The organism is Candidatus Nitrosopumilus sp., assembly GCF_028278985.1.
Classification (GTDB): Archaea; Thermoproteota; Nitrososphaeria; order Nitrososphaerales; family Nitrosopumilaceae; genus Nitrosopumilus.
In genome coordinates, this window is sequence record NZ_JANQTA010000001.1 from 59,784 (window position 1) to 85,294 (window position 25,511).

Here is a 25,511-nt window from a genome sequence, read left to right on the forward strand (position 1 = left end):
TTTACTGTTTGGCAAGTTATAAAGGAACATATTCTAATGAACAATCATTAAATTTTGTAATTCCAATTATTGTAATTTTATTTTTGGGAATAATTTACGTAATGACCCAAAGAGCAGATTCAGGGTTTGTCAGTTTTATCCTAATTGGAGCAGCTGCAATTACCATGTTTTATTGGGTAAGAGTTCTAAAGAAAATGACTAAAGATCAAGCACCAATCTATTCACAAGTAAGAGAACAAGAAACAAAGAATTGGGTTTATGATCTCATTAAAGGTGAAGGAGAATTTGTTTTTGTTGCAGAAGTTCCAGGGCCAGAAGATAAAATTGCAGTTAGGCTAATTGACGGAATTCTCTACATTAGAGGTACTGCTGGTTTTTCAAAAGAAGTACCTATTGAAGGGGCAAACGATATGCAAATTTTCGATTTCAAATACAGAAATGGTGTTCTAACACTTAGAATAAAATAATTACAAACTTTTTGCTAACTCTAATTTTTGTGGAAGATACTTGTCTGTAATATTTGTAAGACCATATTTTGCAAATGCTTCCAATTCAGCCTTTCTTTTTAATCTAAGGAAAACTTCTAATTCTTTTTTCCATATTCCTGATTCATATCTAGGATCTTTTTGTAAATCATAACAGCGCTTGATATCAGATTCAGTCATTGGAATTGTTGGAAGTTTGTATTTTTCAATATCAGTTGCCCATACTCCAACCCATTTTGCATCAGGAACTGTTAACTCTCTAAGATGTGCAGCGTTAGCAGAACCTGATTTGATTACCATTGCAATATGTTCTCCATATACATCTCCATCAGTCAAAATAATTACTGGTAAACCCATTTCATCATGTAATCTTTTAAGCAAAGTTCTAGTTGAACGTGGTGCTTGTCCTCCAGTATTGATAATTATTGATTTGAATTTTTTATCAATCTGTTCTTCAACAAATCGTGTAAAGAGTCCACCTTTTTCGATTGCAATTACAATTTCAGCACTAGTATCAACTAATTCTGCAGTAGTCAAACTTGGGCCAATAGAATAACCATCAGGATGATTAGACAGATTCATTGTTTTTCCTTCGTATCCAGGAATAGTATATTCAATATTCAAATCTCCAAAAATTGAACTTCTTTCTTCAGGGAAAATGTGGAAATCCTCTCGTGGTCGTGAGGTTACAGCCTCTAAATCGACAATAATATTATCAGATTCAGATTGGTCATCAAATTCTATTGCGAATGCTTGTGAGGAATAATAAACATCTCTCAAAGTAGATGATTTTTTCTCTTGAGTTAATCGATTTGCAAAGAATGCTAGCCACATTAATTGAGTAAATGATCTAAGTTGAGAAGAATTTTTTGAACTTCTTAAAGCAGAAGAATTTCCTAGAATGTATTGTCTAAGTTTTTTATCATAAACTATGTTACCAACAGATCTACTTGGAATTGAAAATTTGGGAAATTGGCCATTATCTAAATCATCATAGATTTTTGCACCATGACTTTTTAGAGCTTCAAGAACATTCTTTTGTTTTTCTTTTGCCTTTTGGCTAAGTGCTTTTGATTTAGATTTACTTGTTTTCAATTGGTTTTTCCTCCTCTACATTAGATTTGTTTTCAGTTGGAAGTTGTTCTTCTAAAATTTTCTTATAATTTGGTTCTTTCTTCTTTCCTGCAAGTTCAGTACAAAATTCTGCGATCATTGGAATGTATTTTGCATAAAGATTTGCTCTTTTCTTTGCCATTTCAGCTTGGCCTCTTTTTGACATGTAGGCAGCTAATTTTCTTGATAAATACTGTAAGGCTAAACGTAATTCTCTTTCAATTTCTTGTCTATCTGCAACATTTTCTTTTCCTGCAGTTTTGTAAGGAATTCTAGTGGAACAAATGTGAGAAACAATGATGAATGGAGGTTCTCCTTTTACTTTGTAACGACCCCAATCAGTATCACGAACTACTTTGAGAACAACGTCACTTCCTTCATCGTATAGTAATGGGATTCTATTTGCATATCTATACACATGTGGACCGCCAGATTTGATATCTCCACCATAAGCAATTCCCATTTCAACTACAAATGGGAAACCAGAATATGCAGAAGCTGGGCGCTGAACTACAGCTGCAAAATCAGGATTGAAGAACTTTTTGATTCCTTTTTCTAGAGGAGTCTCGCCTAATGGGGCCAAACAACTTGGATCAGGTGCAAGAAAATCTTCATACTTTTGAAGAGAATCGCTCAGATTAACTAATTCCTGGTTAGTCATAGTCCCCATTCTTTTTTCAGGCTTGAATCCTGCAAATTCAGCAAATTTTACAGCTGTTGTTGGACCTACTCGCTGAAATCGTTTTGTGAGAAATGTGTTTAACGGTTCACCTTGAACTGTATTTGTTAATTGTTTATAGTATTGACTTTCAGGATCCATGTCTACTGATTTTGATTGTGAATCTCCAAAATCCCAATAATACAACTTTTTGTTTGGAACATCAAGGTCTTCAATTCTAATTTTGTTTAATTTATCAAAATCCATTTTTAGAAAAGACATCAATGCAATTACAACACGCACTTGCCTGGAAAGATTTTTCCATTTTTTCTTTGCTTTTGCCATAATTGCGGTAAAGGCAAGATTCTGTTTTGATAATCCTAAATCTTTTCTAACTTTTTCTATCATTGGATCATCAATAGTTGGTATTTCAAATTGAGATTCAACAATCATTCTTCTTATTCTTTCAACATCAATTCCATGTGGGTGAGGACGAATAATTGTTGGTGGTGGTGGAATATCTTTTACAAATCTAGGATGTGAATATTTTTCTCCTTTTGGATCATCAAAAGTAATTGATGCATAAGGAGTGATCAGTGATGTTTCATAAACATAATCACGGATTTTGTTTCCTGCTTTAGAATAATCACCTTCTAAACAAACACTAACAGATAATCCCTTTCTTGCAACTTCTTTGGTTGTATGTTTAACAATAACGGGTTTATTTTTTTCAATATCTAGCAAAATTTCAAATTGATCTTGGGTTTGTCCATCAGTACAACTTTTTACTACAACAGGTTTGTTGGTGGTAATTTGTCCATACAGAATTGCCATCGTAGCACCCAGTCCAAACATTCCTCGGGCTTGTTTTAGACCAAATTTTGAACCATATAGTACAGTTCCAAATGCTAGAGGAACATGTTTTGCATCTACTCCAGGACCATTATCTTTTACAGTCAAAATGTATGGTTTTGGGTCTGGTTTGTCTGGATCTACAGCCTTGATTGTTAAATGAACATCTGGTAAAATTCCCTTTTGATCACATGCGTCAAGCGCATTTTCAACAAATTCTCTAACTGCTGTGTATAATGAACGTGTAGGATTACTAAATCCGGCTAAATCACGATTACTGTAAAAGAACTCACTGGGAGAAATTTGATTAAATTTTTCTTTAATCGAAGACATTTTGATTTTCCCACAATTTCATTTTATCTTCTTTTTCTTTTCTGTTTGCAGCTTCTAACTTACTGTAAACTGCACCATGCATACTTCCATTTGATATTGAAGATATTGCATCAACTGCAAGTCGTAATTTTCTTGCATCACCAATAATTGAAACTGTTTTACCATAAACTGAAATGTGTGTTCCACTTAGATTTTCCATATTTCTTCTTGCTCTACCACCCTCTCCAATAATTCTCCCTTTTATCCTTTCAACATTAGCATTTGATTTTCCAGTAAATTCTCTAAGATCTATTACATGCAATGCGTTTTCTCCTTTTAAGAGAGTCATAGCATTTTCAGGTGAAAAACCTCTACCAATAGCTGTAACAATTTCCATTGCTTTGAATGGTTCCATTTTTTCAACAGAATCAGTAGACTTGATCAAAACTTCCCCTGTATCTCCATCAATTTCTAAAGAAACATGGCATGATGATTCAATTTTCGACTTTACATTACCAGATTTTCCAATTAGAACAGCTATTCGATCATTTGGGATTCTAATTAATTTCTCAAAACTCATTTTGTAATTTCCTCATAGACAACAGATGGATCTTTTACAGATATACCTCTTTTATTGAAGAATCGGGTTATGTTACTAATATCTCTTTTAAGAAATTCTTCAGAGTTAGGATGTCTCAAATCAACTGCAGAACCCAAATCAAAAACTACTATTCCATTATCTGTTTTGAAGATATTATATTCAGAATAATCTCCATGAACTAACTTTGCTTTTTGATAAAGTTCATGAAGAAATGATAATGATTGTAAATAGTCACTTTCATCTACCTGAGATTCTAGTAATGTTTTTGATGGTGAGCCATCAGTTCCAATGAAATTCATTGCCAAGACATTATTTGTGACTAAAATAGGCTCAGGCACAGGAAGACCTACTTCAAAGCATTGTGAAAGATTACGAAATTCTTTCTTTGCCCAGAGATAGACAAGATTTTTTGTACCTTTTTTGACTTTGGAGAATCTAGGATCACCCAAAATGTAAGGCTCTCGTTTTTTAAAATTAGAAGTACTTACCAGATAAATTTTCAAGGCCACATTTTTTTGATTTTCAGCTACACCCCAAAACAATACAGATTCTTTTCCAGCACTGACTGCCCCATTAACATAAGAAATAACATGATCACTGATCATCTTGTATAATGTCATTACAGTTGGTTTGTCTAAAACTTCATTGACGACCTTACCTTTTTTGAAACCATCATCTAGTTGTTTCTTTTTTGATTTAGATGATAATTTTTTATCTATTTTTGATTCTAATTTACGACTTAATTCATCAGACATTTTTTTTAAACCTCATGTAGTAAAAATAATTTAAAATAATATTGTATGTCATATTACATTTTGAAGACAATTAAAAACGGAATATCAGAAATAGTTTTAACACCATTTTCAGAACCAATTCCAAGTTCTAAGGATAATGAAACAGTATCTTTTCCTACCATGTTAATTATAGAAGAATTTTGCAATAATGTTTTTGCTTCTTCACGATCCACAAATTTTTCACCATAGTAACCTTCACTGATGTGCATGTTTAATTCTCCTTCAGTAATTTTTTTCCCTAATAATTCTGCATCACAAATATTTAGCATTGCATTTTTTTGGTAGTCAGTAATTCTTGCAGAGAATTGCATTATGCATATTTACCTTTTAGAGTAGATTTTGCACCACATGCTTCACAAAGTAAAAATGAAATTCTTTTTTCTTTTTCAATTTTTGTATCAGGACTTTTACATGTAGGACATTCCAGATAATCTTTTACATAAATTTGGAATAATCTGGTAAAATCATCCGGGGCTCGTTTTCCAATAAACATTGCCTTATCACCCAATCTTTCAGCTGGAACTGCAAATTCTTTTGATAGATATTGAAGAACTTTATCAGGATCCCTTCTCAGAACTTTAGGAAATTCAGAGAAATTTCGTAAGAATGTCTTTTGACCTTCCCACATTACATCAACCACAGGTAGTTCAAATCTAGATTTTGAATCTTTTTTGGCAGATCCTAAATTATCCTGAATTCGTTTAAGTAAATTCTCGTATTCTGCTTTTGTCAATACGACTAAGTATACACTAGACCCTATATGGGTTTTGAAAAAGAGAAATCGTGTGGACTTCTGTTAATGATTATGTCATTTTTCCTATTCGGAAAACATTAGTTCCACATTTTGGACATGTGCCTTTTACAGCTGGACGTCCATTTTTTAGGGTAGTTTCTTTCGGATCTTTAATCTCCGTTTTTGCTCTGCATTTTACGCAATATGCTTCAACCATTCTAAAAATTCTCAAACTTGGTGGTATTTAGGAAGAGCCTGTGAAAATTATTTCACTATAGGCCTAGATGTAGGTAAATTTTTTTAGGCGTAAAAAAATGAAAAATAGGAAATATTTTACATAATGTTAAAATTTTAAGAAAAATTTTTGTGTAAAATATTGAAAATACAATTATTTTTAAGAATTTAATCATCTAAGGTGATTTCTTCAAAGATTATCAGTTATAAATAAGATCATGTTAAAAATCAAAAATGGCTTCAAAAAAAGGAGTAGCAATAACTGCAATTGTTTTAGCAGCAATCACTGGAGGAAGTTTTCTATTATGGTTTGTTCCAGTAGAAAATCAAACAACCTTTGTTGTTTCAGACTATGGAAATTATCTTGATGGAGTAAAAAATATTCATGAAGTTCTAGAAGAATCAATTGAAATAGATTATCAAAATCTTAGAAATGGAGAAATTTCTCCAGAAGATTACAATATTGTTACTGATGTAACATCATCACAGGTGACTGCTCAGATAAGTGAATTTGTGACATCTAAACCACCTGAAGAATGGCAAACAAGCTACATTAGCTATATGGAAGCAATGAAAAAATTCAATGAATACATAGGAGAAACCAAAGTTTTAGCTTCTATGATTGAAAATGACAGTTCGGAAGATGAAATAAATCAAGTAATTCAAAAAATTGAAGAACTAAAGAATGAGTCACAAGAATTGGTAAAATCATCGGATGATTCAAGACCAAATTAGCCTCAAATCCGAATTTTACTAACCACATTAGTTGGAAATCGTTAAAAGGTAATTTTGTGATAAAAATAGAATGTCTCAGAGGTCTGACAAGGTAGAAAAGGATGTCAATGCTTCAACTGCCAACAAATTACTAGTAATTTGTATTGATAGAGATAATGATGTAGGTGAAAAGGCCGGAATTGTTACTCCAGTTATTGGTAGAGATGCATGTATTGAAGCAGCCCAAAGATTAGCTCTAGAGGATCCTGAAGATGCAGATTCAAACTCGATTTTTTCTGCAATCAAAACATATGAAGATCTGATTAGTAAAGGCTACCAAGTAGAGGTGGTCACCGTTGCAGGAGTCAAAGATAGAGGGGTTCAAGCTGATGAAAAGATTTTAGTTGAAACAAAAAAAGTTTTAGAGAAATTTTCTGCTAATGGTGCAGTAATTGTATCCGATGGAGAAGATGATGAAAGTGTTATTCCAGTTATTCAAAATGTTCTTCCAGTAGTTTCAGTTCAACGTGTTGTAATGAAAGTTAGCAGAAGTGTTGAATATTCGTATGCAGTTTTTGGTAAATATTTGAAAATGGTTGCATATGATTCAAGATATTCAAAATTCTTCTTGGGTGTTCCAGGAATGCTTTTGTTAATTGGAGGAGTCGCAAGTGTGTTTAATCTCACAACAGAAATTTTTGCTATTTTAGTTAGTATTTTGGGAGGTGCATTCTTGATTAGAGCATTTGATGTTGATAGAATGTGGTCAAGTTGGTCAAAGCCAACACCGATGGGTTTTATCAGAATGTTTACCATGGTAACAGGAGTATTGTTGATTCTATCATCAGTTCCAGCTGGAATTAGTGCTGTTGATGCAACTTTAATTGAAGCAGAAACAGAATTAGTTGCAAAGATAACTGATCAAGTAATCATTGGACAATTTGTAGCAGGAGCTCTGCCAATCTTATGGATAGGAATGGGTGCAATTTTTGCTGGAACATTACTAAGTAATTGGATTGGTGGAATTCCAAGACAAATTAGTGATATTTTGAGAATTATTGTGTTAGCTTCATTGTATCCAACAATTTTACAATTTACAAATATCATGATTTATGATGAGAGTTCATTTACATTGATTCCTCCTCTTCTAGGTGGATTGGCAGCAACTTTGGTGTCAGCAACTATCCTATTCAAAAAATATAGAAGAAATAGAGATCAAGAGATGGTTTCAGATTAAATTTTTTGAAATCTTCTAAATTATTGAAAAACACTGATATCTCTAGGCTCGTATTTACCTAAAGGCGTCAAAAATGAACAAAGTAAAAGACACTTTTTTTCATTTATCAGGATTATACAAAATCTACGGAAAAAGGCTTGAAAATGAGATTAGGGATGGAGACATTCCCAATCACGTAGCATTAATTCTTGATGGAAATAGAAGGTGGGCAAAAAGACATCTTACAATGCCAAAAGACGGACATTGGAAGGGAGCCGATGCAGTAGAGAACCTATTGGATTGGTGTGAAGAATTTGATATCAAAATTATTACTCTTTATGCATTATCTGCTGAAAATCTAGATAGAAATGATGAAGAATTAGATTATCTTTATGAATTAATCAGATTAAGATTAGAGAAATTATACAATGATCCTAGAATTCATAAAAATCAGATGCGCGTAAAAGGAATTGGAAGAATTGAATTGCTTCCAGATTCTATAAAAGAAGTTTTGCAAAGATTAGATGATGCAACAAAAGACTACAACAATCATTTTCTAAATATTGCATTAGCCTATGGAGGACAATACGAATTAGTTGATGCTGTTAAAAAAATTGGTGAAAAAATCAAAAAAGGATCTTTAGATGTAAATGAAATTAGCAAGAAGGAAATTGAATCAAACTTGTACACATCTCATCTACCACAATCATCACCAGATATGATATTGCGTACATCAGGTGAAAAAAGATTAAGCGGTTTTTTGATGTGGCAAAGTGCATACAGTGAATTAGTTTTTATGGACATCTTTTGGCCAGAATTTAGAAAAATAGATTTGATGCGTGCAATTAGAACATTTCAAGAAAGGAAAAGAAGGTTAGGTAAATGATAGAAGAAACATCAGCAGGAATTGTATTATTCCGAAAAGAAAATAATAAGAATCAATTTTTGTTATTACATTATCCTTCTGGACATTGGGATTTTGTAAAAGGAAAAATGGAATCAGGTGAATCAACTCATGAAACAGCTGTTAGAGAAGCTAAAGAGGAAACCGGAATTACAGACATTACATTTTTAGATAATTTTGAGGAATGGATAGAATATAATTTTCAATTTCAAGGAGAATTAGTTCACAAAAAAGTAGTATTCTTTTTAGCTGAAACTAAAACAACAGATGTTAAAATTTCTCATGAGCATTTGGATTATACTTGGATGGATTACAATACAGCAATGGAAAAAACAACATTTGATAATGCAAAAACCGTACTAACTAAAGCACAAATGTTACTTACCCAAACTTTGTAATTGGAGAGTTTTTGCAATCTCTTTTGGATTTTTTGCATTCAGAATAGTTCTTCCAACAATCATGTAATCAGTTCCTGAAGAAATAATCTCTGAAGCATTTCCACCCTGAGTACCAACTCCTGGAGAATAGATATTCAATTTTTTTCCAGCAAGTTTTGAACAATATTGAATAATTTTAGGAAATGTAGCTCCAACAACAATTCCATCAACTTTAGATTCTAAAGCCCAATTCAAAAACAATTGGTATAGTTGCTGCTTTTTCTTCATTTTCACTTCCATGTCATACGATAATCTAGCCTCAGGGGCACTCATATGACATAATGTGATTACACCTTTGTCATTTTTGTGAGCAGATTTAACAAGATTTTTCAGGCTATCTAATCCCATAATCGGATTTGCAATAACTGCATCAAATCCTAAATTCCACAAATGTTCAGTTGTTACACGATTAGTATTTCCAATGTCGTTGAGTTTGATATCAGCGATTGTTTGTAAACCATACTTGTGAGCAGTTTTTGTAATTTTCAAAATTTGTTTACTACTTAACGGCAAAAGCAAATGAAAGTTTAGTTTTATAGCACAAAGATAAGGATGAAGTTGCTCTATATTTTTGAGAGTTTTTGATTCTAAATTTTTTACAGATGAATCATAGTCATTTGCAAGAATTACCTTCCCATTAGTTTTTGAGATCTTTGAAATTCTAGTTTTGAAGGTGACCATAATCGACTAACGGATGGGTCTCTTTTAATTTTATAATTTTAACATAAGAATAGCCATGTTCAGATGGATTTTCTACAAAAACTGGTTCAGAGTCATTTGAAAGAGAGAATTTTAGGAAAGGTTTTGATGGATCACTATCTAATACAACATGGCAAAAATAGGATGTTCCTTCTTCATGAAAATTCATGAAAACACCTAGTAACCATTTTTCTGAATGTGGGAATAAGAATAGAGGAAATGGCACCTCATCAAAACCCCATGTGAGTTTTGCTAAACTAAACATATCTTCTAATTCAATGGGTTGATATCTGTCAAGAGTCCCATTTCCGGGTTTCAATGTTTTTGGAAGTGATTTTATTCTAACAATTGGAGAATAAAGTTTACTAGAATCAGCAGTAGAATTTACAATTTCAGATTCTTCTTTACCAGCCTTTAATCCATAACACAAGTAATGGCCATTATTTTCTAAAGGAGTGTAATACACAATTGGTTTTTCTTTTAGTACATCCATTTGAACTGAAAGAATTTTTTTTCCATCATGATCATGCAAAAATGAAACTCTTGGTGCACGCTCAAGTGCACAAACGAGCCTAGAAAATTCTAATGTGGAATTTACTTGAATGTAACGAGGTAATTTATCAGAAGAGTTTTGAATTTTATCCACGGAAGTGTTCAATACTTTATCAAATTAAACTTATCCAAAAAAAAGGAGCCTAGTTTCTTCTATCAATTACATCATTGATTGCAGGACCAGTACCAATGATAGTTACAGGCGTGTCAAGTTTATCTTCAATGTTTTTGATAAAGGATTTTGCTTCATCAGATAATTCATCATAAGATGTCTTGCCTGCACATTCAGTAAAAAGAACATCAAGTTTTGTAATTGAAATTTGTGTAGCACCATTAAGCATGATTGCACGCCTAGCTAAATCAAAATCAAAGTCAGCTGCACGTCTTTGTCTTCCAGTTACAGTTCCAAATTCTGACCAGCCTTTCTTTTCAGCCTCTTCAAGAGATAATTCATTTTGTAAAGGTCCCGTGCCTACACGCGTAACGTAAGATTTGAACACAACAATAACTTCATCAACTTTAGTAGGTCCTAATCCAATGTCAGCACAAATTCCTGAAGCAGTTACATCCTTAGAGGTAACAAAAGGATAGGTTCCATGCCAAAGTGATAGAAAAGTACCTTGTGTACCTTCAACAAGAACATTTTCATTTGCATCCAAGGCTGAATTGATTTCTTCAGGAACATCTACAATCAATGAAGATAGAGAATCAAAATCTTTTGCCAGTTTCAAAACTCTCATAGCTCGGTCGGAATTTGCAGGACCAGTTCCAGAACCAGTACTTCCAATTTTTTCTTTTAATTCCCCTTTGGAATCCCTAACAAGATGAGATTCTTCGATTATTCCACAATGTTTATCGATAAATGAACGTCCAGAAGCATCAAAATCTTCAATCTCTTTTTTTAGTACATCAGGATTGATTACAACACCGGGTCCAATCATAACCTTGGCATTTTTGTTTAAGAAGCCACTTGGCAACATTCTAACTTTGTAAAATTTATCGCCGTCTCTAATTGTATGACCAGCATTTGGACCCGCACCGCCTCGTACAATTACCTTAGGATTGTCTTTAATTGCTAAATAAGAAATGATTTTTCCTTTTCCTTCATCTCCAAAAAAACCGCCAACTACAACTGTTGATGTCATAATTCTCAATCAAATTTGCGTTTATTAAAGCTAAAGTGCTAGAACATGATTTTATATTCCACATAGAATCTGTCTGATCGATGGTTGGAGAAAATTTTGCAGGAAATATTATTGTAAATTTAGCAAATCTACCCGATTTTCTCAGAAATCCAATTTTGAAAAAAAGAATGATAGAGTTTTTTGGTTTATCTGAACCTGAAAAAAAAGAAATTATCAATAATGCATTAGAAGCAGGACCAACAATTCCATTTCCAAATTTTTCAAAGTTATTCAAAACTTGGCTTAAGATTTTGACTACTCTTACTGAAGAACAAAGAGAAGGATTATTTTCAGAATATATTGTTGAAGTATCTCAATCTCCTCAAAAATTAATTGCATTTAATTTGGATGGAATTTTAGAGATATTCATAACACTTGAAGAAAATGAAAAAGAAATTCTTTCAAATACAATCAAGAAAATTATCAATAATTTAGATGAGAATCAAAAAAGAAAGTTAATGATAATTATTCCAGATAATGCAAAAAAACACTTAAAATTTTAGGCACCAGCTGGAGGTTCATCTGGTTTTCGATTATCTTCATTGGAATAATCAATAACTTCACCATCAGGAGACATAACTCCAGCAAAGATTTTTTCATGCTTTTTCAATAATTTTCTGTGATCAGGCATTGACATATCGAGCCTCATTTCATTCATTACCATAATTCGATATTCTTTCCATTCTGCCCAGCACTTGTTACATACTGGATATTTTGCTGCAACCATATCAAGTTGTTCAGATTCAGGAATCTCGTCTTTACATTTAGTGCATATGCGACTCATAAAAAATCCCTGTTAAAGACTACTTTTATCTTTTATCGATGTAAAGTAATAATAATTAACAATAGCATGATTGTTCATGAAGATCAAGTGTCCTAAATGCAAAGAAGATGCAGAATTAGCTATGGATTTTTCTTTGGTTAAATGTGGTTCGTGTGATTTAGAAATGAGTTATGGTGAATATGTCAAGTTTGTTGCTCATAATGAATCAAGATATTCAGATATTTTAGGCGACTATTCAGGGGATACTAAAAATCAGCAAACAGGTTCATTAGATGAATGGGATTAACAATATGGTAAAATCATTCATCAGATTAAAATAATTAGTTTAAGAGATTTCTAAACATCATTGGAGTTTTTACTTGAGAATATTCTCAATTTGGTTGGATTTTTGGTAGGATTAATCATTGGAACAATGTCACTAGTTGGTTTCCGAAATACAGGTAGTCCTACATTATTTAGATTAACAATTGCTTTCTTTTCAATAAGTGTTGGATTTTTTGTAATTTGGTCAGGATACATGCTAGAAGATTTTGTTATTCAATCTGGAAGTATTGAAAGATGGATTCAAACATTAGGAATTGGAATTCAAACAGTAGGATACTTTTTCATAGCTTTCTCACATAGCATAAAGTCATTTTTCCCTAAATCAAGATACTTTAGATCAGTTGGAGTTTTTCCATTATTTCTTGTTTCATCAGTACAGTTAGAACATATCTTTAGATCAGTTTCATTTATTCTTCTTGCATATGGTGCAATCGAAACCATGCTTTCATATTTTGAAAATAAGAATAAAGGAGCAATTTCAGTAGCAGTAGGCCTTGCATTGTTAGCATTTGGAGAATTTTTAGGATGGTATTCGTTTGTTTTCCCAGAATCAATTTTAGATCATGTTTCTACAATAATCAAGATTGGAGGTTTGATTTTGTTGTTTATTCCAGTTAGTAAAGTTCCACTAACCAAGATAAAATTTGATGATAACTTTGATGACCTGAAATAGGCTCAATTTTTTAAAAATTTTGATGGGGTCAATTTCTTTTATCTTTTTGGTATATTGCAAAATATCATTGCCCTCTCATAGAAATTAACAAGAAAAATAGTGAGTAATGGCCGAATATAGGACTCATATGAAAATTATTGGAGATATTTTATACACAACCAGAGATGATTTGCAAGATGAGGATGGTGCAACAGTTACTTATCTAATTAGAAAAGCAAACATTTCTCATTCTAGAATTTCTAGAATACTAAAAACTCTAGTATCTCAAGGATTATTAGAACAAGTTGATTCACAAGGTTCAAACAGATACAAAATAAGTCAATCTGGAAGAGAATTTCTTCAAGCATATCATACATTTACAAAATTTGCAGATAATTTTGGATTAAATATTTAATCTTCAATATCATCAAATTCATCTAAATTATCATCAAAGTCATCTTCAAAATCATTATCCTCATAATCTGATGCTGACATTCTTTTTTTAGAACATATTCAACTTTTAAAAACTTATCAAAAAGCAATGATAATTAATCTAAAAAAATGAGAATAATTTATGAGAGTTCAATGTAATGATGAAGGAATTCTAAAAGCATCTGAAATTATTAAAAATGGAGGTATTGCTGTTTATCCAACTGATACAGTATATGGGATTGGTTGTAATCCCTATCTAAAAGAATCAGTAGATAAAATATACAAAATCAAAAACAGAGATAGAGCAAAACCTTTGCCTTTACTAGTTTATTCAATAGAAAAAGCAGAAGAGATTGTTTCATTTGATGAAAAAACAAAAAAAATTATTGAAAAATTTTGGCCTGGAGCACTTACTGTGCTAGTGAAAGTAAATGATCAGAAATTGAAGGAATCATTAGAAATTGAAGACAAAATTGCAATTAGAATTCCAAATAGTGAATGTATTTTAAATTTATTAGAAAAAATTGATTTTCTTGTTGGAACCAGTGCAAATATTTCAGGAGAAAAATCATTTACAGATCCAAAAAATTGTTCAACAGGGTTAGAAGATTTTGAAATTTTTGTGGATGGAGGAGTTATTGAGAGTAAAGGGGAATCAACAATAATCGAAGTGACAAATGATGAAATCAAAGTTCTTCGAGAAGGTGCTATTAGTAAAGGGGAGATACTGAGCATATGAATCTGATAATAACATGTGCAAGACATCTTGAACCAGATACAGAAGAGGAATTAAGGGATTTTTTTGAAGAATTTGGAGATTCTGAACCAAAAATCACCATCACAAATATGTCAGGGATTTTAGTTGCAGATACAAAATTAGAACCAATTGAAACTGTAAGAAAAATTAAAGAAAAATTCCTAGATGAACCTTGGAGTGTCAGATATTGTCTAAGAATTATTCCAATCCAAATAGAAGTAGAATCAAAAATTGAAAACATTGTTGAAGAAATTACAAAATTAAGCAATCAGATTAATGAAAATGAGACATATAGAATTTCAATTGAAAAAAGAAATTCAGATATGTCTAGTCAAGAATTGATTACAAAAATTGCTAATAAATTCAAAAATAAAGTATCATTAGAATATCCTGATAAAATAATCCTAGTTGAAATCCTTGGAAATAAAACAGGAATATCAATTTTGAAAAAATCTGATATTCTAAGTATAGAAAAAACTAAACGAAGTATGTCAGAGTAAGACAGCTGCTTTTTCTATCAAAATATCCTCAAGAGGAGTTTTTGAATTTACAGAATTGACATATTTTTGATTAATTTTAAAATATTTTTTAATAAAACTTTGATTATTCTTTGAAAAAAGTGGAATCAAGTTTTCAGATAAATCTGCATATAGAGAATTTAGCATTGTTTTGTTTCCAATAGAAATCAAAATGAAATTTTTATTAGATTTTAGTCCAGCAGTTTTTATTGCATCAGAAATTTGTTTAGTAATAGCAAATCTCATCAATAGATCTGTTTCTAATTTTTTAGACAGTAATACATTATTTTTTTCTGAATTCATCGACAATGAAACTATCCGTTTAAGATGATAGTTATTTAGAATAAAACTACTTGAAATTGCTTGTATCTTTAATTTTGGATATTTTTTTCGTAATTCATCAATAAATTTAATATCAATTTTTTTGCTACCTTTTATTTCTAAAGCCTGAACTAACTTTTTCTGAGATTCAAAAATCAACTTGTTTGAGGAGCCCCCATGAATTACAGGTATAATACTTACAATGTCATTATTTTTGATTATGGATTTTTTACCATCAATGGCTGATGAATCAACACCGTTAATTGCAATTAACGAATTTTCAGAATCTAGTTTAGGACTATTCTCTGGCTGTAAGTTTTCTAATTCTAACAATAAAGATTCAATAGAAATTTCAGATTTCTCAAGTTCTAATTGATCTGTCTGAAATGATTTTTTAGCTCCCCCAACAAATTTGACAGTAATCATTTTAATTCAAAAATTTTAAAGACCTAAAAGAATTATTCAGTTTTCTCTTCTGAATTTTCTTCAGTGTTTGTTTCAGTTGCTGATTCAACAACAGTTTCAGCAGGTGCTTCTTCGGAAACTTCTGGAGTAGATTCAGAAACAGTTTCTTCTTGTACTTCTGGCTGTTGAACTTCTTCAATGGTTTCTTCCACTTCTGTTACAGAAACTCGTGATTGTTTTGCTTTTTCTTCACGTATTTCTTTTTTGATAAATTTAGTGATATATCCTGCAACTTCATTTTTCAAACCTTTTGAACGAATAATTGAGATTTGATCTAATGCCTTCTTATTATCAGCGAAATCTTCACCAAATTTTGATTTGTGTGCATCAAGTACCTCATAAGAGAGACGTTTTATCCTATCCACGCTTCGGATAACAACTGGGGTATTTTATACCTATATTCCTAAATACGATTTTGAATTCTTTTCAAGAATTGAACTCATTTCATCAAAGGATTTTCCAAGAATTTTAGCCGCACAAAAAATAACACTTGGAATGAAGCTAATTTGTCCAGATTTCATTTCAAAACATCTAGAAAATCTAACTGGGCCATCAGTTTCTACCAAAATTTTTGTCAAGTCAGTTTTTGAGAGTAAAGTTTGCTTATCATTTGCATAAATCATTACAGGTCCATATGAAACATAGAATCCCATATCCATTGCTATAGAGAGATTTTTCTTACTTCCATCAAACCAATGCAATAAGGAACGTGATGTATCAAACGATGTCATTAGTTCAAATATTTTATCTAAACTTTTTCTAGAATGAATTGACACTGGTTTCTTATATTTTTCAGCTAAAGACAATAATGTTTCAAACACTTTGATTTGTCTACTAAAATCATCATTTGTAATATAATTAGGATCTAATCCGATTTCACCAATACCAGAAATAATTTCATGATTTTCTTCAATTAAAGTAATCACTGATTCAAGATTATCGTTTGAACATTCGGGATGAATGCCAATAAACGGTAAAACATGATTACTCGTTCTTGCCAAATTTAATGTCTCTAAGGAATTTTCATAATCCATTGAAACACAACATGCTTTCATTTTTAGAATTTCCATTTGTTTTAAAATATAATCAATTTCTGGGGCATATTGAGGATCAGACAAATGAATATGAGAATCAAAATACCATGTCATGTCTTAACAATTCTGTAGATTGTCTGTATAAATCGATTCCTTAGTGATATTTTTTCACTCATTATCTTTTTCCGAAAAAAAATAAATGAAATTTTATGAAATCATCAGAATTGGGTCTTTCAGCTATGTATAGAATTTTGAAAAAAGCAGGGGCTGAAAGAGTCAGTGATGAATCTGCTGATGAGTTAAGGAGAGTAATTGAAGAAATAGCAAATAGTATTGCAAAAAATGCTGTTGATTTATCATCCCATGCAGGTAGAAAAACTGTAAAAGGAGAGGATGTTAAATTGGCCTCAAAATCATTTAGTAAATTCTAATCTAAAGAGTTTAATTGTTCATTTTGTGTTTTTCAAAACGGTGTTCTGGCAGAACGGTTATGCGTGGGCCTGCAAAGCCTATACAAGGGGGTTCGACTCCCTCGGGCACCTTACTCAACAATTACTTGTGCTTCCATCCAAGGATGAAGAGTACAATAGTAATCATAAACTCCGGATTCTGAAAAAGTGTACGAAAATGATTCAAAAGGATCCATATGTCCACTATCAAATAGTTCAGTTGGTGCATCATAGAAACCAGAAGTTACACTGTGAAAAGCAGAATCTTCATTTAACCATGTAACAGTTCTTCCTTTTTCAACAGTTATTTCAGATGGAATATAGCATCTATCAGTTTCTTCACATCCAGGTCTTGAAACTTTTGTAGGCATTATCACATCTGCATTTACAATGGGTTCAATTTCTATTTCAGTCTCATCTTCTGAATAACTTAAAGCTGCAACAAACACTACGATAGCAATTGTAATTGATACTCCAGCAATTGATACTTTTTTTAACATAATTTTTTCATTCCAGTTGAGTTATTACATAATTACCAAATTCTCTAAATATATAGCATATTAGAAGAGTAAATTGTCTCAAAACGGAAATGGTTTATTAGAGTACATACCTGGCTCACATTCATTATTAATTCAGAAAAATTCATCTCCACCTCTTGAAGGATTTTCAGAAAATATTCAAGGTAGTATCAAAGAATACGCTGAAAGTGCTAAAAATGAAGTTGAAAAAGGAAATAATTTTTTGCAATGGGTACTAACTAGAGTTTTTGAGGCAACTGAAGACGATGCTGCAGATGCAATTGTTGATGGCGCTAATGATTTAGGAATTGATGCATATTTGCCTGTTGATTTTTCAGATAATACAATTAGATTGTTTCAATCAAAATATGGAACATCACATTCCCTTGAAGCGATTGCAAAATTCAAAGAAGATGCAAAACGTCTGTTATCAAAAGATGTTACAAAAATGCGACCAGAATTAGCACAATTAGTTACTAAAATTAAAGAAAAAAATTTGAAAATTAAATGCTGTTACGTAACAGATCAAAAAGTAGAGTATGAAGATGATCTAGTCGAAATTATTGATGGAGAGAGAATCATTCAGAGATTATGGGATAGAATAAAAAAACCTGCAGCTGGGAAAAAATCATCAATAAAATTAGAACGAATGTTAAGACATGATAACACTATTTTAGGAATTTTAAAACTTAGAGAACTCACAGAATTTGTTAGTAAAAACAGAGATTATGTTTTTGAATCAAATATTAGACAATGGATGCAATTCAAAACCACAGTCAACAAAGGATTAAGAGAAACTTTACAGAGTAATCCAGGGAAATTTTTCTATTATAACAATGGAATTACTATTGTTGTTAGTGATTTTGAAGAGTTGGGTGATAATTTTATCAAATTACATGCTCCTCAAATTGTAAATGGTGCACAAACATCAAATTCAATTTTAGATCATTCAAAGCGTACCAAAAACATGGATGGTTCCATGACAGTCACAATTATCAAAGCTGATGATGAACAAGAACAAAATAACATCACAAAATATAGGAACTCTCAAAACTCTGTTAGAGGAAAAGATCTAGTTTCATTAATGGACTTTCATAAATCAATTAAATCCCAATTAAGAAATTGTGGTTATTTTTATGAAATTCAAGCAGGTTCGTTTGACACAAAAACTAAATCTAAACAATGTGAGTATGAAGGTGATTCAACATACAATGCATATCTTCCAGACAATCACAAAAAAGTAATTGTTGCAAAAGATGCAATTCAATCACTAGTTGCTGGAATTGAACAAAGACCTACAGAGGCTTATAGTTCCCCTTCACAATTTTTGCCACGAGGAAGTAAGTATGATGATATTTTTAATGACAACCTAAAAGACGATTACAGGATTTTACTATATCCATATCTTGTTAAAGAATATGCAAAAAAATCATTAAAGTACGGAAAGCAAGGTGGCCATAAAACCAAAAGATATGCAACTTTATTTTTTGTAGCAGTTTATTTTCGAATACTACACAAAAAAGTTTTAGAGTCAAAGGGTGATTTTAAGGGAGATATTAGAAAATTAGAGCCAATTTTTCGTAGTTTTAAACTCAATTCTAGAATTTTAAAACTAACAGATGTCATCGTGACTAAATTTCTTGAGGATACGGTAGTTGATGACGAAATAGAATTGGCAAATACAAAACACAATTTCTTTTCACAACATGTCTGGAACGATACAATGCTTCGTGTAATTGATAAGAAAATTAGACAAGAAGAAGATGAGATATTAGCACTAAGAAAGCTTACTAGTAATTTATTGTAAGTAGGCAGAAGTCCAACCACGTAAAAATCTTGCAGGAGGTTTACATTGGTCAGACTGCTACCTAAATTCTGTAAAAACTAGTAATATTTAACATAATTTTTGTAGGAATGGTTTTTCTAGAATGTTTTTTATATCCAGTAAAAAAAGCAAATTCACTTTGGTTACAAGTTACAAATGTGCTATTTGTGGTGAAAAAACTACAACCAGATTTATTCCAATGAGAGAATGGAATATTGAAGGAGTCTTATGTGGAGATTGCTATTCTAAACAGCTTCACGACTATTATCCAGGGGAACACATCAGAGTAAACAAAGATCTTGATTAGCTTGATTCTGTTTTAGAAAATTTGTTAATGTTTAAACAATTCCATGCTAAAACATCATCTTTAACATTTTCTTCATCCAGAAATTTAATATCAGTAATTGTTTTTTTTCTTTTCAATAAATTTACTTGGAAACTAGAAAATTTTTTGCAATCACAGGTGTTGTACAAACATGCATCACCATCATTTTCATCATGATCAGATGCTTCATGACCACAATCGCATAGAGTATCTTTTTTAGAATTTTCTAGAGTTAGTTTAGTATACACTCCAAATCTAAGATATGCTTCTCCACCATGACCTTTCTTGAATCGTTCATAGTGTTCAGACTTAGGTAATAATTTGTACATTGAAATATTGGTATCCTGTTTTTGTGAATCAGCACCCATGATGAACCAATAATCATTTCCTGTTTCAACAAAACGTATCTTAATTGATGGATCAACCCACCAATGAATAACATCTCTCCACAAATTTAGAGACTCTTTTTGGTCAGAAAATAATGGAACAACATTCATTCTAAGGTCAAAATATCGATAGGCTACACCAATAAACTCATCAAACCATGGAATTGATGATTGGGAAGACATGGTCACAAATCAGCCAGGAGCTTATTTATCTGATCTGAATTAGTGGTAATACCCTTATATCTGAGTTTTATAGGATATTACACATGGTTTCCTATCGTACAAGTATGCAAATTGTAGCAGACTTACTTACTGCAACAGAACAATCAGGACAGGAAGGCATCAAAACTACATCACTTTTGACAAAGGCCAATCTTTCACATTCAAGATTATCAAAATTCTTGGAAAACTTGACTGGTGCAGGTCTTATCAATAAAATCGAATTTGATGGAAAAAATACTTTTGTAATCACTTCAAAAGGAAGACAATATTTGGATTCTTATGTAAAGTTCTCAAGTATTGCAGAATCATTTGGTTTAGAATTATAGAAAAATTATTTTCTGGATCTTCGCTTTGCATTTCGTTTTTGACGATCTACTCTATCTTTGTATGATCCATAAACAACGATGAAACACATTCCACCAATAGAGGCATAAAACAACAAGTAAAGAGGATCTTCTCTCAATTCACCAGTTGTAGGGGAAATAAACGAGATTGGGACTCCAACCATCATAAAAATTAGGATTACCATAAGATATTTGTCCATGAATAAGACTATTTACAAAACCATATATCTTTTTGATTTTACAATTGATTTTACAGTACAATGACAAAAAAGCTTGAAATTTTAGGGTTGTTTTTAGTTGTAATCATGTCATTGAGTTTTGTAGGTGCTTTTCAGCCAACTGTTGAACCTGGATTATCACCATTATTTTGGGGATGTGCTGGCGGAGCACTAATGATAATCATGTATAGAAAATTCAAAAGAAAACAAGAAGAGAAAGCAGATTAGAATTAATTGATAAATTATCAAGAATTGATCAAATCTTAATCAACCGACAGATCTATAAAGGACAATTTCAGCAAATGAATGGGGAGCATGGCTGAAGAAAGTAAACAATGGTGGGACGGTTTACCAAAAGAATTAGAAACAGATATTGAAACTGTCATTGAATAAAACTCCTGAAATTTTCTAAAAAATAAAATTATGATTAAAGCCTCGGACGGGATCTGAACCCGCGACCTAACGCTTACGAGGCGTTCGCTCTACCAGGCTGAGCTACCAAGGCATGATTGGATAAATCCATCAGAGTTAATAAAAAGCATTTCCGAGTGGGATTGATTGAAGAAAACAATTTCTGGCATTAGAGGAATCTTTGGAGAAGATTTACGCCTAAAGGATGTACTAGAATTTGCAAGTAATTTTTCAACATTGATTCAATCAAAAAAATGTGTCATTGGAAATGATACACGTCCTTCAGGAAACATGATCAAAGAAACAGCAAAAGCTGCATTAATGAAAAATGGGATTGATGTTTTTGATTTGGGAATGGTACCAACACCAGTTGTTTTTAGAGAAGCAAGAAAATATGGTTCAGGATTAATTATTTCGTCATCACACAATCCAATTGAATGGAATGGAATGAAATTCATAATTGATGGAAGAGGAATTAATGAAAAAGAATTACCATACATAGTTGAACATCAAGAAAATTCTTTATCATCAATTGGAAGTGAATTTGAAATTTCATCATCGTATATTGATGATGCAGAAAAAATTCTAGGAAATGTTAGTAATCAACCAGAAATAGTCATAGATATTGGTGGTGGAGCAGCTGATACTATTGCTCCAGCTTTATTGAAGAGAATTGGCTGTAAAGTGACTACTATTAATGAAAAATTACAAAATAGTTCAAGAGGACCCGATCCAACTACAGATAATTTAACAGATTTGTGTGATGCCTCAAAGAAAAACAGATTAGGATTTGCTTTTGATTTAGATGGAGATCGCTTAGTTGTTGTTAAAGATGGTAAAAAACAGATTCCAGATGTAACTTTAGGATTAGGTGTAGCAAAATCTCTGGAACTAGGTTACAAAAAGTTTGTTCTTAGTATTGATACTAGTATTGCAGTAGAAAAATTCATCAAAGAAAAAGGTGGTAATGTTCAAAGATCCAAAGTTGGAGAAGCAAATGTTATTGATTTGATGTTAAAAACAAATGCTCAGGCTGGAGGTGAAGGAAGTAGTGGTGGATTTATTTTACCTGAATTCAATTATTGCAGAGAAGGAATTCTTACCAGTGGATTGATTGCATCAATGTTAGATAGTTCAAACTTTGATGAAATTCTTAGATACATGGAAAGTTATTCACAGATTAGAGACAAAACTAGTGTTGATTCAACATTACATGATAAAGTAATTGAAAACTTGCAATCAAAATTTGAAAAAGAATTTTCTGAAACAAGTACATTAGACGGAATAAAAGGGATTATTGATGATGACAGTTGGGTGTTAATTAGAAAATCAAATACAGAAGATATCATTAGAGTATCTGGAGAATCAAAAAGTTTGGATATATGTAAAAAAATTGTTGAAGATGGAATAAAATTAGTGAATGAGAGTTATGAAGAAGTTAGATGAATCTGCAATAATCAACATATTTCAAAAAAAATTTGGAAACAAAAATTTTGTTTCAGAAGATGTTGAAACCATTCAATTTGGTAAAGAGAAAATTTTTGTAAAAACAGATACTCTAGTACAGAGTACTGACATTCCTCAAAAAATGGGACTAAAAGACGCTGCAAGAAAAAGCATTGTAGCTTGCATTAGTGATTTTGCTTCTAAAGGAATCAAACCTGAATACGGCATAATATCAGTAAATTTGCCTAAATCCATTCCTAAACAGGCAGTAAATGACATTGCAGACGGATTCAAAAAAGCCGCACAGGAATTTGGATTCTCTATTGTTGGTGGAGATACGAATCAGGGAAAAGAAATAGTGTTTAACGTATGTATTTTTGGTAAATCCAAAAAAATAGTCACAAGAAGAGGTTCTAAGCAAGGAGATTTGATTTTTGTAACAGGGCCATTTGGCTACACTCCAATTGGTCTAAAGAGTCTTCTAAGCAAAACTAGGAAAAATAAAATTATTTCAAAATCAATCAACTATTTTCTTAAGCCTAATCCAAAGCTAGAATTTGCATTAAAATCTAGCAAATATTTTTCATCTGCAATGGATTCCAGTGATGGTCTATCTACTACTCTAAATACAATGGCTAATCAAAGTGGCAAAAAATTTGACATTACAAAAATTCCTATAAAAGCTGAAATTCAAAACTATGTAAAAACAAAGAAGCAGTTGATTGATTTGGTTTTTCATGGTGGAGAAGAATACGAATTTGTATTTACGATAAACCCAAAAGATAAAACAAAGATTGAAAAAATTGCAAAATCTCTAAGAACTCCAATTATTGAAATAGGCATAGTATCACCTGGAAAAGGTGTTCAATTAGAACAAGATTATGAAAAAAATATCTTAACTGATCTTGGTTGGAGTCATTTTAATTAATTATTCACCTAAAGAAAGATCTCTTTCAACATTATTTGCAATATTGAATATAGATTCTGATGGAAGAACAGCAACACATTGTGTCATCCATTGCTCATCTAGATACAGCATTCTTTTCATTTCTGTTTCAGGTAAATCTTCTGGGTTAGCATTTGGATACAATGCATGAATTTTGTATCCTTCATTGGCTATTTGTTGACATTTTTGTTCTAATGGAGATAAAATTACCTCTTGAGCTGGTTGTAGGGATTGAAATGCCATAGATCCGAATAATGCAGCCCCAACTGCAACCACTATTGCAACTGGAAGAATTGAGACCATAAAGAAAATGAATATTCAGAGTATAAGAAGAATCAGCAATTTTTGGTTCAAGTGACCATTTTCAAGCAAGGAAAAAAATCAATGTTTTTTAAACCCTTTAAGGAGTCAGTAGTCAATGTCTGAAACCGAAGCTAAAGTTGAGGAAGCACCAGTTGAAGAAACTGAGGCACCAGTTAAAGAAGTAGAATCTGAAGCTGTAGAACAAACTCAACCAGAGGCTAAAAAAGAGGGTCCCGAAAAATGGGGAATTGCTCATATTTTCAGCAGTTATAACAACACAATCATCCACATGACAGATCTTACTGGTGCAGAAACTGTTGCTATTAGTTCTGGTGGAATTCATGTAAATGCTGATAGATACGAATCATCACCATTTGCTGCAATGAAAGCTGCAAATCAAGTTGTTGAATCTGCAAGAACAAAAGGTTTCACAGGATTTCACATCAGAGTTCGCGCTGTTGGTGGAGTCGGTTCAAGAGTTCCAGGTCCAGGTGCACAAGCTGCAATTAGAGCTTTAGCAAGAGGTGGATTTAAAATTGGAAGAATTGATGATGTTACACCTATTCCTCATGATACCACTAGAAAGAAAGGTGGAAAGAGAGGAAGAAGAGTCTAGTCAGGAACTACAGAAACTTTTACTTGACAACCTTTGGAATTAAAATAATCTGTCATAAATTTTGCAAATTTATCAGTGGGATTACTCCATGTGTATTTGTTAATCATGTCAGAAAACTTTTGTTCTATTCCAAATTGTAATTCAGGTTTTAGTGCCATTTTAAAAAAGGTCCAACCTAATTTTTCAGTAGGATCATTTAGAATATAGCCATTATATGCACTCAAAAGACTCTCCATATGAGACATGGCCATCTTAATTTTTAATCTGTCATCAGAATAATTTTTTGTTCCAATTTCAATAATCATTGTTCATCACTTGAAGATTGATTGCTTAGTTTATCAGTTAATGAAACAAATTTCCCATCTTGTTCCACATTGATTTTTGTTGCCATTCTAATATTTAATCCAACAGAACGGAACAGAGTTAATAATTTACCACCATCTATTTCTTCATCAATTTCTCCACTTTTGATTAATTCAAACAATTTTGTAACAATCAATTTTGTTTCATTTGGAAATTGAGATTCAGCATTTTCTAAAACTTCTAGTCCTCTAAAGCCTAGTTTTGCAACAAGTAATTCTCTAGGATTTTCAACTGGTTTATCTTCTTCAGGTTTTTTTTGGTCAATTTCTTGTTGTGAAGAAATATTTTTTTGCATTTCAGCTAGACGTTTTGCCTTTAACCTTTCTAGTTCAGAATCGTCTTCGCTCAACCTTTAGTCACTTCT

General features: G+C 31.8%; 39 protein-coding genes and 1 tRNA gene. 19 read left to right on the forward strand and 21 right to left on the reverse strand.

The window, feature by feature from the left end; translation table 11 throughout:
- Positions 1-8 precede the first annotated feature (8 nt).
- Positions 9-467 carry an Hsp20/alpha crystallin family protein gene (locus tag Q0941_RS00310; RefSeq protein ID WP_299290192.1) on the forward strand — a complete coding sequence of 153 codons (459 nt, stop codon included), beginning with the start codon at positions 9-11 and terminating at the stop codon, positions 465-467.
- On the opposite strand, the gene Q0941_RS00315 is transcribed toward Q0941_RS00310, so the two are convergent.
- The 7 genes from Q0941_RS00315 to Q0941_RS00345 all read right to left on the reverse strand — a co-directional run bounded on the left by Q0941_RS00315 (position 468) and on the right by Q0941_RS00345 (position 5,765).
- The gene (locus tag Q0941_RS00315; protein ID WP_299290194.1) at positions 468-1,580 is read right to left on the reverse strand and encodes a DNA topoisomerase IV subunit A; all 1,113 of its coding nucleotides are present in this window, start codon (positions 1,578-1,580) and stop codon (positions 468-470) included.
- Entirely contained in the window at positions 1,567-3,441 is a 1,875-nt protein-coding gene (locus Q0941_RS00320) for a DNA topoisomerase VI subunit B (protein ID WP_299290196.1), read from the reverse strand. The genes Q0941_RS00315 and Q0941_RS00320 overlap by 14 nt, the downstream gene beginning before the upstream one ends.
- The gene (locus tag Q0941_RS00325) at positions 3,428-4,000 is read right to left on the reverse strand and encodes a pre-rRNA-processing protein PNO1 (protein ID WP_299290198.1); all 573 of its coding nucleotides are present in this window, start codon (positions 3,998-4,000) and stop codon (positions 3,428-3,430) included. Before Q0941_RS00325 ends, Q0941_RS00320 begins: the two co-directional genes overlap by 14 nt.
- The gene (locus tag Q0941_RS00330) at positions 3,997-4,776 is read right to left on the reverse strand and encodes a serine protein kinase RIO (protein ID WP_299290200.1); all 780 of its coding nucleotides are present in this window, start codon (positions 4,774-4,776) and stop codon (positions 3,997-3,999) included. Before Q0941_RS00330 ends, Q0941_RS00325 begins: the two co-directional genes overlap by 4 nt.
- A 53-nt stretch (positions 4,777-4,829) precedes the next feature.
- Positions 4,830-5,126, reverse strand: coding sequence for a DUF424 domain-containing protein (locus Q0941_RS00335; RefSeq protein WP_299290202.1), 297 nt, complete (start codon positions 5,124-5,126; stop codon positions 4,830-4,832).
- A complete protein-coding gene (locus Q0941_RS00340; protein WP_299290204.1) occupies positions 5,126-5,548 on the reverse strand; it encodes a translation initiation factor IF-2 in 423 nt (140 codons plus the stop codon). Before Q0941_RS00340 ends, Q0941_RS00335 begins: the two co-directional genes overlap by 1 nt.
- A gap of 70 nt (positions 5,549-5,618) precedes the next feature.
- Positions 5,619-5,765 carry a DUF5679 domain-containing protein gene (locus Q0941_RS00345; RefSeq protein WP_299290206.1) on the reverse strand — a complete coding sequence of 49 codons (147 nt, stop codon included), beginning with the start codon at positions 5,763-5,765 and terminating at the stop codon, positions 5,619-5,621.
- 251 nt (positions 5,766-6,016) lie between these two features.
- Between Q0941_RS00345 and Q0941_RS00350 the strand changes: the two genes are divergently transcribed.
- The 4 genes from Q0941_RS00350 (at position 6,017) to Q0941_RS00365 (ending at position 9,014) form a co-directional block, all read left to right on the forward strand.
- On the forward strand, positions 6,017-6,517 hold the full coding sequence (locus Q0941_RS00350) for a hypothetical protein (protein WP_299290208.1): 501 nt from the start codon (positions 6,017-6,019) through the stop codon (positions 6,515-6,517).
- Positions 6,518-6,587: 70 nt separating this feature from the next.
- Positions 6,588-7,733 (forward strand): DUF373 family protein, encoded by a 1,146-nt coding sequence (locus Q0941_RS00355; RefSeq protein ID WP_299290210.1) that lies wholly within the window; start codon positions 6,588-6,590, stop codon positions 7,731-7,733.
- Positions 7,734-7,806: 73 nt separating this feature from the next.
- Positions 7,807-8,598, forward strand: coding sequence for a polyprenyl diphosphate synthase (gene uppS / locus Q0941_RS00360; RefSeq protein WP_299290212.1), 792 nt, complete (start codon positions 7,807-7,809; stop codon positions 8,596-8,598).
- Positions 8,595-9,014, forward strand: a complete 420-nt coding sequence (locus tag Q0941_RS00365; protein ID WP_299290214.1) for a bis(5'-nucleosyl)-tetraphosphatase — start codon at positions 8,595-8,597, stop codon at positions 9,012-9,014. The genes uppS and Q0941_RS00365 overlap by 4 nt, the downstream gene beginning before the upstream one ends.
- Here the strand turns inward: Q0941_RS00365 and pyrF are convergent.
- Genes pyrF through Q0941_RS00380 form a run of 3 tightly spaced genes read right to left on the reverse strand, consistent with a single transcriptional unit; the run spans position 8,994 to position 11,449 of the window.
- Positions 8,994-9,734, reverse strand: a complete 741-nt coding sequence (gene pyrF, locus Q0941_RS00370) for an orotidine-5'-phosphate decarboxylase (RefSeq protein WP_299290216.1) — start codon at positions 9,732-9,734, stop codon at positions 8,994-8,996. The genes Q0941_RS00365 and pyrF overlap by 21 nt on opposite strands.
- Complete coding sequence (locus Q0941_RS00375; protein ID WP_299290218.1) at positions 9,715-10,398, reverse strand: hypothetical protein; 684 nt, start codon at positions 10,396-10,398, stop codon at positions 9,715-9,717. Before Q0941_RS00375 ends, pyrF begins: the two co-directional genes overlap by 20 nt.
- Before the next feature lie 49 nt (positions 10,399-10,447).
- Complete coding sequence (locus Q0941_RS00380) at positions 10,448-11,449, reverse strand: adenylosuccinate synthetase (RefSeq protein ID WP_299290220.1); 1,002 nt, start codon at positions 11,447-11,449, stop codon at positions 10,448-10,450.
- Positions 11,450-11,529: 80 nt separating this feature from the next.
- Here Q0941_RS00380 and Q0941_RS00385 point away from each other — a divergent pair, with 80 nt between their 5' ends.
- On the forward strand, positions 11,530-11,991 hold the full coding sequence (locus Q0941_RS00385) for a hypothetical protein (RefSeq protein WP_299290222.1): 462 nt from the start codon (positions 11,530-11,532) through the stop codon (positions 11,989-11,991).
- Here the strand turns inward: Q0941_RS00385 and Q0941_RS00390 are convergent.
- The gene (locus Q0941_RS00390; protein WP_299290224.1) at positions 11,988-12,272 is read right to left on the reverse strand and encodes a Fe(2+)-trafficking protein; all 285 of its coding nucleotides are present in this window, start codon (positions 12,270-12,272) and stop codon (positions 11,988-11,990) included. The genes Q0941_RS00385 and Q0941_RS00390 overlap by 4 nt on opposite strands.
- A 76-nt stretch (positions 12,273-12,348) precedes the next feature.
- On the opposite strand from Q0941_RS00390, the gene Q0941_RS00395 reads away from it, so the two are divergent.
- The 5 genes from Q0941_RS00395 (at position 12,349) to Q0941_RS00415 (ending at position 14,937) form a co-directional block, all read left to right on the forward strand.
- Complete coding sequence (locus tag Q0941_RS00395) at positions 12,349-12,558, forward strand: hypothetical protein (RefSeq protein ID WP_299290226.1); 210 nt, start codon at positions 12,349-12,351, stop codon at positions 12,556-12,558.
- A 60-nt stretch (positions 12,559-12,618) separates the two neighbouring features.
- Positions 12,619-13,269 carry a hypothetical protein gene (locus Q0941_RS00400; protein WP_299290228.1) on the forward strand — a complete coding sequence of 217 codons (651 nt, stop codon included), beginning with the start codon at positions 12,619-12,621 and terminating at the stop codon, positions 13,267-13,269.
- Positions 13,270-13,375: 106 nt separating this feature from the next.
- A complete protein-coding gene (locus Q0941_RS00405; RefSeq protein WP_299290230.1) occupies positions 13,376-13,663 on the forward strand; it encodes a winged helix-turn-helix domain-containing protein in 288 nt (95 codons plus the stop codon).
- 159 nt (positions 13,664-13,822) lie between these two features.
- Positions 13,823-14,419, forward strand: a complete 597-nt coding sequence (locus Q0941_RS00410; RefSeq protein WP_299290232.1) for an L-threonylcarbamoyladenylate synthase — start codon at positions 13,823-13,825, stop codon at positions 14,417-14,419.
- Complete coding sequence (locus Q0941_RS00415) at positions 14,416-14,937, forward strand: THUMP domain-containing protein (protein ID WP_299290234.1); 522 nt, start codon at positions 14,416-14,418, stop codon at positions 14,935-14,937. The genes Q0941_RS00410 and Q0941_RS00415 overlap by 4 nt, the downstream gene beginning before the upstream one ends.
- Here the strand turns inward: Q0941_RS00415 and cgi121 are convergent.
- Genes cgi121 through Q0941_RS00430 form a run of 3 tightly spaced genes read right to left on the reverse strand, consistent with a single transcriptional unit; the run spans position 14,929 to position 16,889 of the window.
- Positions 14,929-15,702 carry a KEOPS complex subunit Cgi121 gene (gene cgi121, locus Q0941_RS00420; protein WP_299290236.1) on the reverse strand — a complete coding sequence of 258 codons (774 nt, stop codon included), beginning with the start codon at positions 15,700-15,702 and terminating at the stop codon, positions 14,929-14,931. The genes Q0941_RS00415 and cgi121 overlap by 9 nt on opposite strands.
- A gap of 32 nt (positions 15,703-15,734) precedes the next feature.
- Complete coding sequence (locus Q0941_RS00425) at positions 15,735-16,106, reverse strand: hypothetical protein (RefSeq protein ID WP_299290238.1); 372 nt, start codon at positions 16,104-16,106, stop codon at positions 15,735-15,737.
- A 30-nt stretch (positions 16,107-16,136) separates the two neighbouring features.
- Positions 16,137-16,889: a TatD family hydrolase gene (locus tag Q0941_RS00430; RefSeq protein ID WP_299290240.1), complete on the reverse strand. Its 753-nt coding sequence runs from the start codon at positions 16,887-16,889 to the stop codon at positions 16,137-16,139.
- A 95-nt stretch (positions 16,890-16,984) separates the two neighbouring features.
- Here Q0941_RS00430 and Q0941_RS00435 point away from each other — a divergent pair, with 95 nt between their 5' ends.
- The gene (locus Q0941_RS00435) at positions 16,985-17,206 is read left to right on the forward strand and encodes a histone family protein (RefSeq protein ID WP_299290242.1); all 222 of its coding nucleotides are present in this window, start codon (positions 16,985-16,987) and stop codon (positions 17,204-17,206) included.
- A gap of 110 nt (positions 17,207-17,316) precedes the next feature.
- Here Q0941_RS00435 and Q0941_RS00440 read toward each other — a convergent pair whose 3' ends face one another.
- On the reverse strand, positions 17,317-17,724 hold the full coding sequence (locus tag Q0941_RS00440) for a plastocyanin/azurin family copper-binding protein (RefSeq protein ID WP_299290244.1): 408 nt from the start codon (positions 17,722-17,724) through the stop codon (positions 17,317-17,319).
- 73 nt (positions 17,725-17,797) lie between these two features.
- On the opposite strand from Q0941_RS00440, the gene Q0941_RS00445 reads away from it, so the two are divergent.
- The gene (locus Q0941_RS00445; protein ID WP_299290246.1) at positions 17,798-19,549 is read left to right on the forward strand and encodes an AIPR family protein; all 1,752 of its coding nucleotides are present in this window, start codon (positions 17,798-17,800) and stop codon (positions 19,547-19,549) included.
- A gap of 157 nt (positions 19,550-19,706) precedes the next feature.
- Positions 19,707-19,874: a hypothetical protein gene (locus tag Q0941_RS00450; protein WP_299290248.1), complete on the forward strand. Its 168-nt coding sequence runs from the start codon at positions 19,707-19,709 to the stop codon at positions 19,872-19,874.
- Here the strand turns inward: Q0941_RS00450 and Q0941_RS00455 are convergent.
- The gene (locus Q0941_RS00455; protein WP_299290250.1) at positions 19,871-20,461 is read right to left on the reverse strand and encodes a hypothetical protein; all 591 of its coding nucleotides are present in this window, start codon (positions 20,459-20,461) and stop codon (positions 19,871-19,873) included. The genes Q0941_RS00450 and Q0941_RS00455 overlap by 4 nt on opposite strands.
- Positions 20,462-20,565: 104 nt before the next feature.
- On the opposite strand from Q0941_RS00455, the gene Q0941_RS00460 reads away from it, so the two are divergent.
- The gene (locus Q0941_RS00460; RefSeq protein ID WP_367277451.1) at positions 20,566-20,826 is read left to right on the forward strand and encodes a winged helix-turn-helix domain-containing protein; all 261 of its coding nucleotides are present in this window, start codon (positions 20,566-20,568) and stop codon (positions 20,824-20,826) included.
- 5 nt (positions 20,827-20,831) lie between these two features.
- Here the strand turns inward: Q0941_RS00460 and Q0941_RS00465 are convergent, their stop codons facing one another.
- Positions 20,832-21,044 carry a hypothetical protein gene (locus Q0941_RS00465; protein ID WP_299290254.1) on the reverse strand — a complete coding sequence of 71 codons (213 nt, stop codon included), beginning with the start codon at positions 21,042-21,044 and terminating at the stop codon, positions 20,832-20,834.
- Positions 21,045-21,104: 60 nt separating this feature from the next.
- On the opposite strand from Q0941_RS00465, the gene Q0941_RS00470 reads away from it, so the two are divergent.
- Positions 21,105-21,290, forward strand: a complete 186-nt coding sequence (locus Q0941_RS00470) for a hypothetical protein (RefSeq protein WP_299290256.1) — start codon at positions 21,105-21,107, stop codon at positions 21,288-21,290.
- Positions 21,291-21,493: 203 nt separating this feature from the next.
- Here Q0941_RS00470 and Q0941_RS00475 read toward each other — a convergent pair.
- Positions 21,494-21,567 (reverse strand) — tRNA-Thr (locus tag Q0941_RS00475).
- Between the two features lie 53 nt (positions 21,568-21,620).
- On the opposite strand from Q0941_RS00475, the gene Q0941_RS00480 reads away from it, so the two are divergent.
- Together Q0941_RS00480 and thiL are read left to right on the forward strand one after the other, a co-directional pair.
- Positions 21,621-22,919 carry a phosphomannomutase gene (locus Q0941_RS00480; protein ID WP_299290258.1) on the forward strand — a complete coding sequence of 433 codons (1,299 nt, stop codon included), beginning with the start codon at positions 21,621-21,623 and terminating at the stop codon, positions 22,917-22,919.
- On the forward strand, positions 22,903-23,847 hold the full coding sequence (thiL, locus tag Q0941_RS00485) for a thiamine-phosphate kinase (RefSeq protein WP_299290260.1): 945 nt from the start codon (positions 22,903-22,905) through the stop codon (positions 23,845-23,847). The genes Q0941_RS00480 and thiL overlap by 17 nt, the downstream gene beginning before the upstream one ends.
- Here thiL and Q0941_RS00490 read toward each other — a convergent pair whose 3' ends face one another.
- Positions 23,848-24,168 carry a hypothetical protein gene (locus tag Q0941_RS00490; protein WP_299290262.1) on the reverse strand — a complete coding sequence of 107 codons (321 nt, stop codon included), beginning with the start codon at positions 24,166-24,168 and terminating at the stop codon, positions 23,848-23,850.
- Between the two features lie 115 nt (positions 24,169-24,283).
- On the opposite strand from Q0941_RS00490, the gene Q0941_RS00495 reads away from it, so the two are divergent.
- A complete protein-coding gene (locus Q0941_RS00495) occupies positions 24,284-24,784 on the forward strand; it encodes a 30S ribosomal protein S11 (protein ID WP_299290264.1) in 501 nt (166 codons plus the stop codon).
- Here Q0941_RS00495 and Q0941_RS00500 read toward each other — a convergent pair.
- Positions 24,781-25,089, reverse strand: coding sequence for a hypothetical protein (locus Q0941_RS00500; protein WP_299290266.1), 309 nt, complete (start codon positions 25,087-25,089; stop codon positions 24,781-24,783). The two genes, Q0941_RS00495 and Q0941_RS00500, sit on opposite strands and share 4 nt — an antisense overlap.
- Positions 25,086-25,496, reverse strand: coding sequence for a DNA-binding protein (locus Q0941_RS00505; protein ID WP_299290268.1), 411 nt, complete (start codon positions 25,494-25,496; stop codon positions 25,086-25,088). The genes Q0941_RS00500 and Q0941_RS00505 overlap by 4 nt, the downstream gene beginning before the upstream one ends.
- Between the last annotated feature and the right edge of the window lie 15 nt (positions 25,497-25,511).

What these genes read in the sequence shown, in the direction of transcription:
- Q0941_RS00490 (WP_299290262.1), bottom strand. Translation starts at nt 24,168, where the DNA reads ATGGTCTCAATTCTTCCAGTTGCAATAGTGGTTGCAGTTGGGGCTGCA.
- Q0941_RS00460 (WP_367277451.1), top strand. Translation starts at nt 20,566, where the DNA reads ATGCAAATTGTAGCAGACTTACTTACTGCAACAGAACAATCAGGACAG.
- pyrF (WP_299290216.1), bottom strand. Translation starts at nt 9,734, where the DNA reads ATGGTCACCTTCAAAACTAGAATTTCAAAGATCTCAAAAACTAATGGG.
- Q0941_RS00440 (WP_299290244.1), bottom strand. Translation starts at nt 17,724, where the DNA reads ATGTTAAAAAAAGTATCAATTGCTGGAGTATCAATTACAATTGCTATC.
- Q0941_RS00405 (WP_299290230.1), top strand. Translation starts at nt 13,376, where the DNA reads ATGGCCGAATATAGGACTCATATGAAAATTATTGGAGATATTTTATAC.
- Q0941_RS00320 (WP_299290196.1), bottom strand. Translation starts at nt 3,441, where the DNA reads ATGTCTTCGATTAAAGAAAAATTTAATCAAATTTCTCCCAGTGAGTTC.
- Q0941_RS00325 (WP_299290198.1), bottom strand. Translation starts at nt 4,000, where the DNA reads ATGAGTTTTGAGAAATTAATTAGAATCCCAAATGATCGAATAGCTGTT.
- Q0941_RS00365 (WP_299290214.1), top strand. Translation starts at nt 8,595, where the DNA reads ATGATAGAAGAAACATCAGCAGGAATTGTATTATTCCGAAAAGAAAAT.
- Q0941_RS00350 (WP_299290208.1), top strand. Translation starts at nt 6,017, where the DNA reads ATGGCTTCAAAAAAAGGAGTAGCAATAACTGCAATTGTTTTAGCAGCA.
- uppS (WP_299290212.1), top strand. Translation starts at nt 7,807, where the DNA reads ATGAACAAAGTAAAAGACACTTTTTTTCATTTATCAGGATTATACAAA.
- Q0941_RS00495 (WP_299290264.1), top strand. Translation starts at nt 24,284, where the DNA reads ATGTCTGAAACCGAAGCTAAAGTTGAGGAAGCACCAGTTGAAGAAACT.
- Q0941_RS00410 (WP_299290232.1), top strand. Translation starts at nt 13,823, where the DNA reads ATGAGAGTTCAATGTAATGATGAAGGAATTCTAAAAGCATCTGAAATT.
- Q0941_RS00430 (WP_299290240.1), bottom strand. Translation starts at nt 16,889, where the DNA reads ATGACATGGTATTTTGATTCTCATATTCATTTGTCTGATCCTCAATAT.
- Q0941_RS00380 (WP_299290220.1), bottom strand. Translation starts at nt 11,449, where the DNA reads ATGACATCAACAGTTGTAGTTGGCGGTTTTTTTGGAGATGAAGGAAAA.
- Q0941_RS00465 (WP_299290254.1), bottom strand. Translation starts at nt 21,044, where the DNA reads ATGGACAAATATCTTATGGTAATCCTAATTTTTATGATGGTTGGAGTC.
- Q0941_RS00455 (WP_299290250.1), bottom strand. Translation starts at nt 20,461, where the DNA reads ATGTCTTCCCAATCATCAATTCCATGGTTTGATGAGTTTATTGGTGTA.
- Q0941_RS00335 (WP_299290202.1), bottom strand. Translation starts at nt 5,126, where the DNA reads ATGCAATTCTCTGCAAGAATTACTGACTACCAAAAAAATGCAATGCTA.
- Q0941_RS00385 (WP_299290222.1), top strand. Translation starts at nt 11,530, where the DNA reads ATGGTTGGAGAAAATTTTGCAGGAAATATTATTGTAAATTTAGCAAAT.
- Q0941_RS00500 (WP_299290266.1), bottom strand. Translation starts at nt 25,089, where the DNA reads ATGATTATTGAAATTGGAACAAAAAATTATTCTGATGACAGATTAAAA.
- Q0941_RS00435 (WP_299290242.1), top strand. Translation starts at nt 16,985, where the DNA reads ATGAAATCATCAGAATTGGGTCTTTCAGCTATGTATAGAATTTTGAAA.
- Q0941_RS00395 (WP_299290226.1), top strand. Translation starts at nt 12,349, where the DNA reads ATGAAGATCAAGTGTCCTAAATGCAAAGAAGATGCAGAATTAGCTATG.
- Q0941_RS00390 (WP_299290224.1), bottom strand. Translation starts at nt 12,272, where the DNA reads ATGAGTCGCATATGCACTAAATGTAAAGACGAGATTCCTGAATCTGAA.
- Q0941_RS00470 (WP_299290256.1), top strand. Translation starts at nt 21,105, where the DNA reads ATGACAAAAAAGCTTGAAATTTTAGGGTTGTTTTTAGTTGTAATCATG.
- cgi121 (WP_299290236.1), bottom strand. Translation starts at nt 15,702, where the DNA reads ATGATTACTGTCAAATTTGTTGGGGGAGCTAAAAAATCATTTCAGACA.
- Q0941_RS00345 (WP_299290206.1), bottom strand. Translation starts at nt 5,765, where the DNA reads ATGGTTGAAGCATATTGCGTAAAATGCAGAGCAAAAACGGAGATTAAA.
- Q0941_RS00330 (WP_299290200.1), bottom strand. Translation starts at nt 4,776, where the DNA reads ATGTCTGATGAATTAAGTCGTAAATTAGAATCAAAAATAGATAAAAAA.
- Q0941_RS00415 (WP_299290234.1), top strand. Translation starts at nt 14,416, where the DNA reads ATGAATCTGATAATAACATGTGCAAGACATCTTGAACCAGATACAGAA.
- Q0941_RS00355 (WP_299290210.1), top strand. Translation starts at nt 6,588, where the DNA reads ATGTCTCAGAGGTCTGACAAGGTAGAAAAGGATGTCAATGCTTCAACT.
- thiL (WP_299290260.1), top strand. Translation starts at nt 22,903, where the DNA reads ATGAAGAAGTTAGATGAATCTGCAATAATCAACATATTTCAAAAAAAA.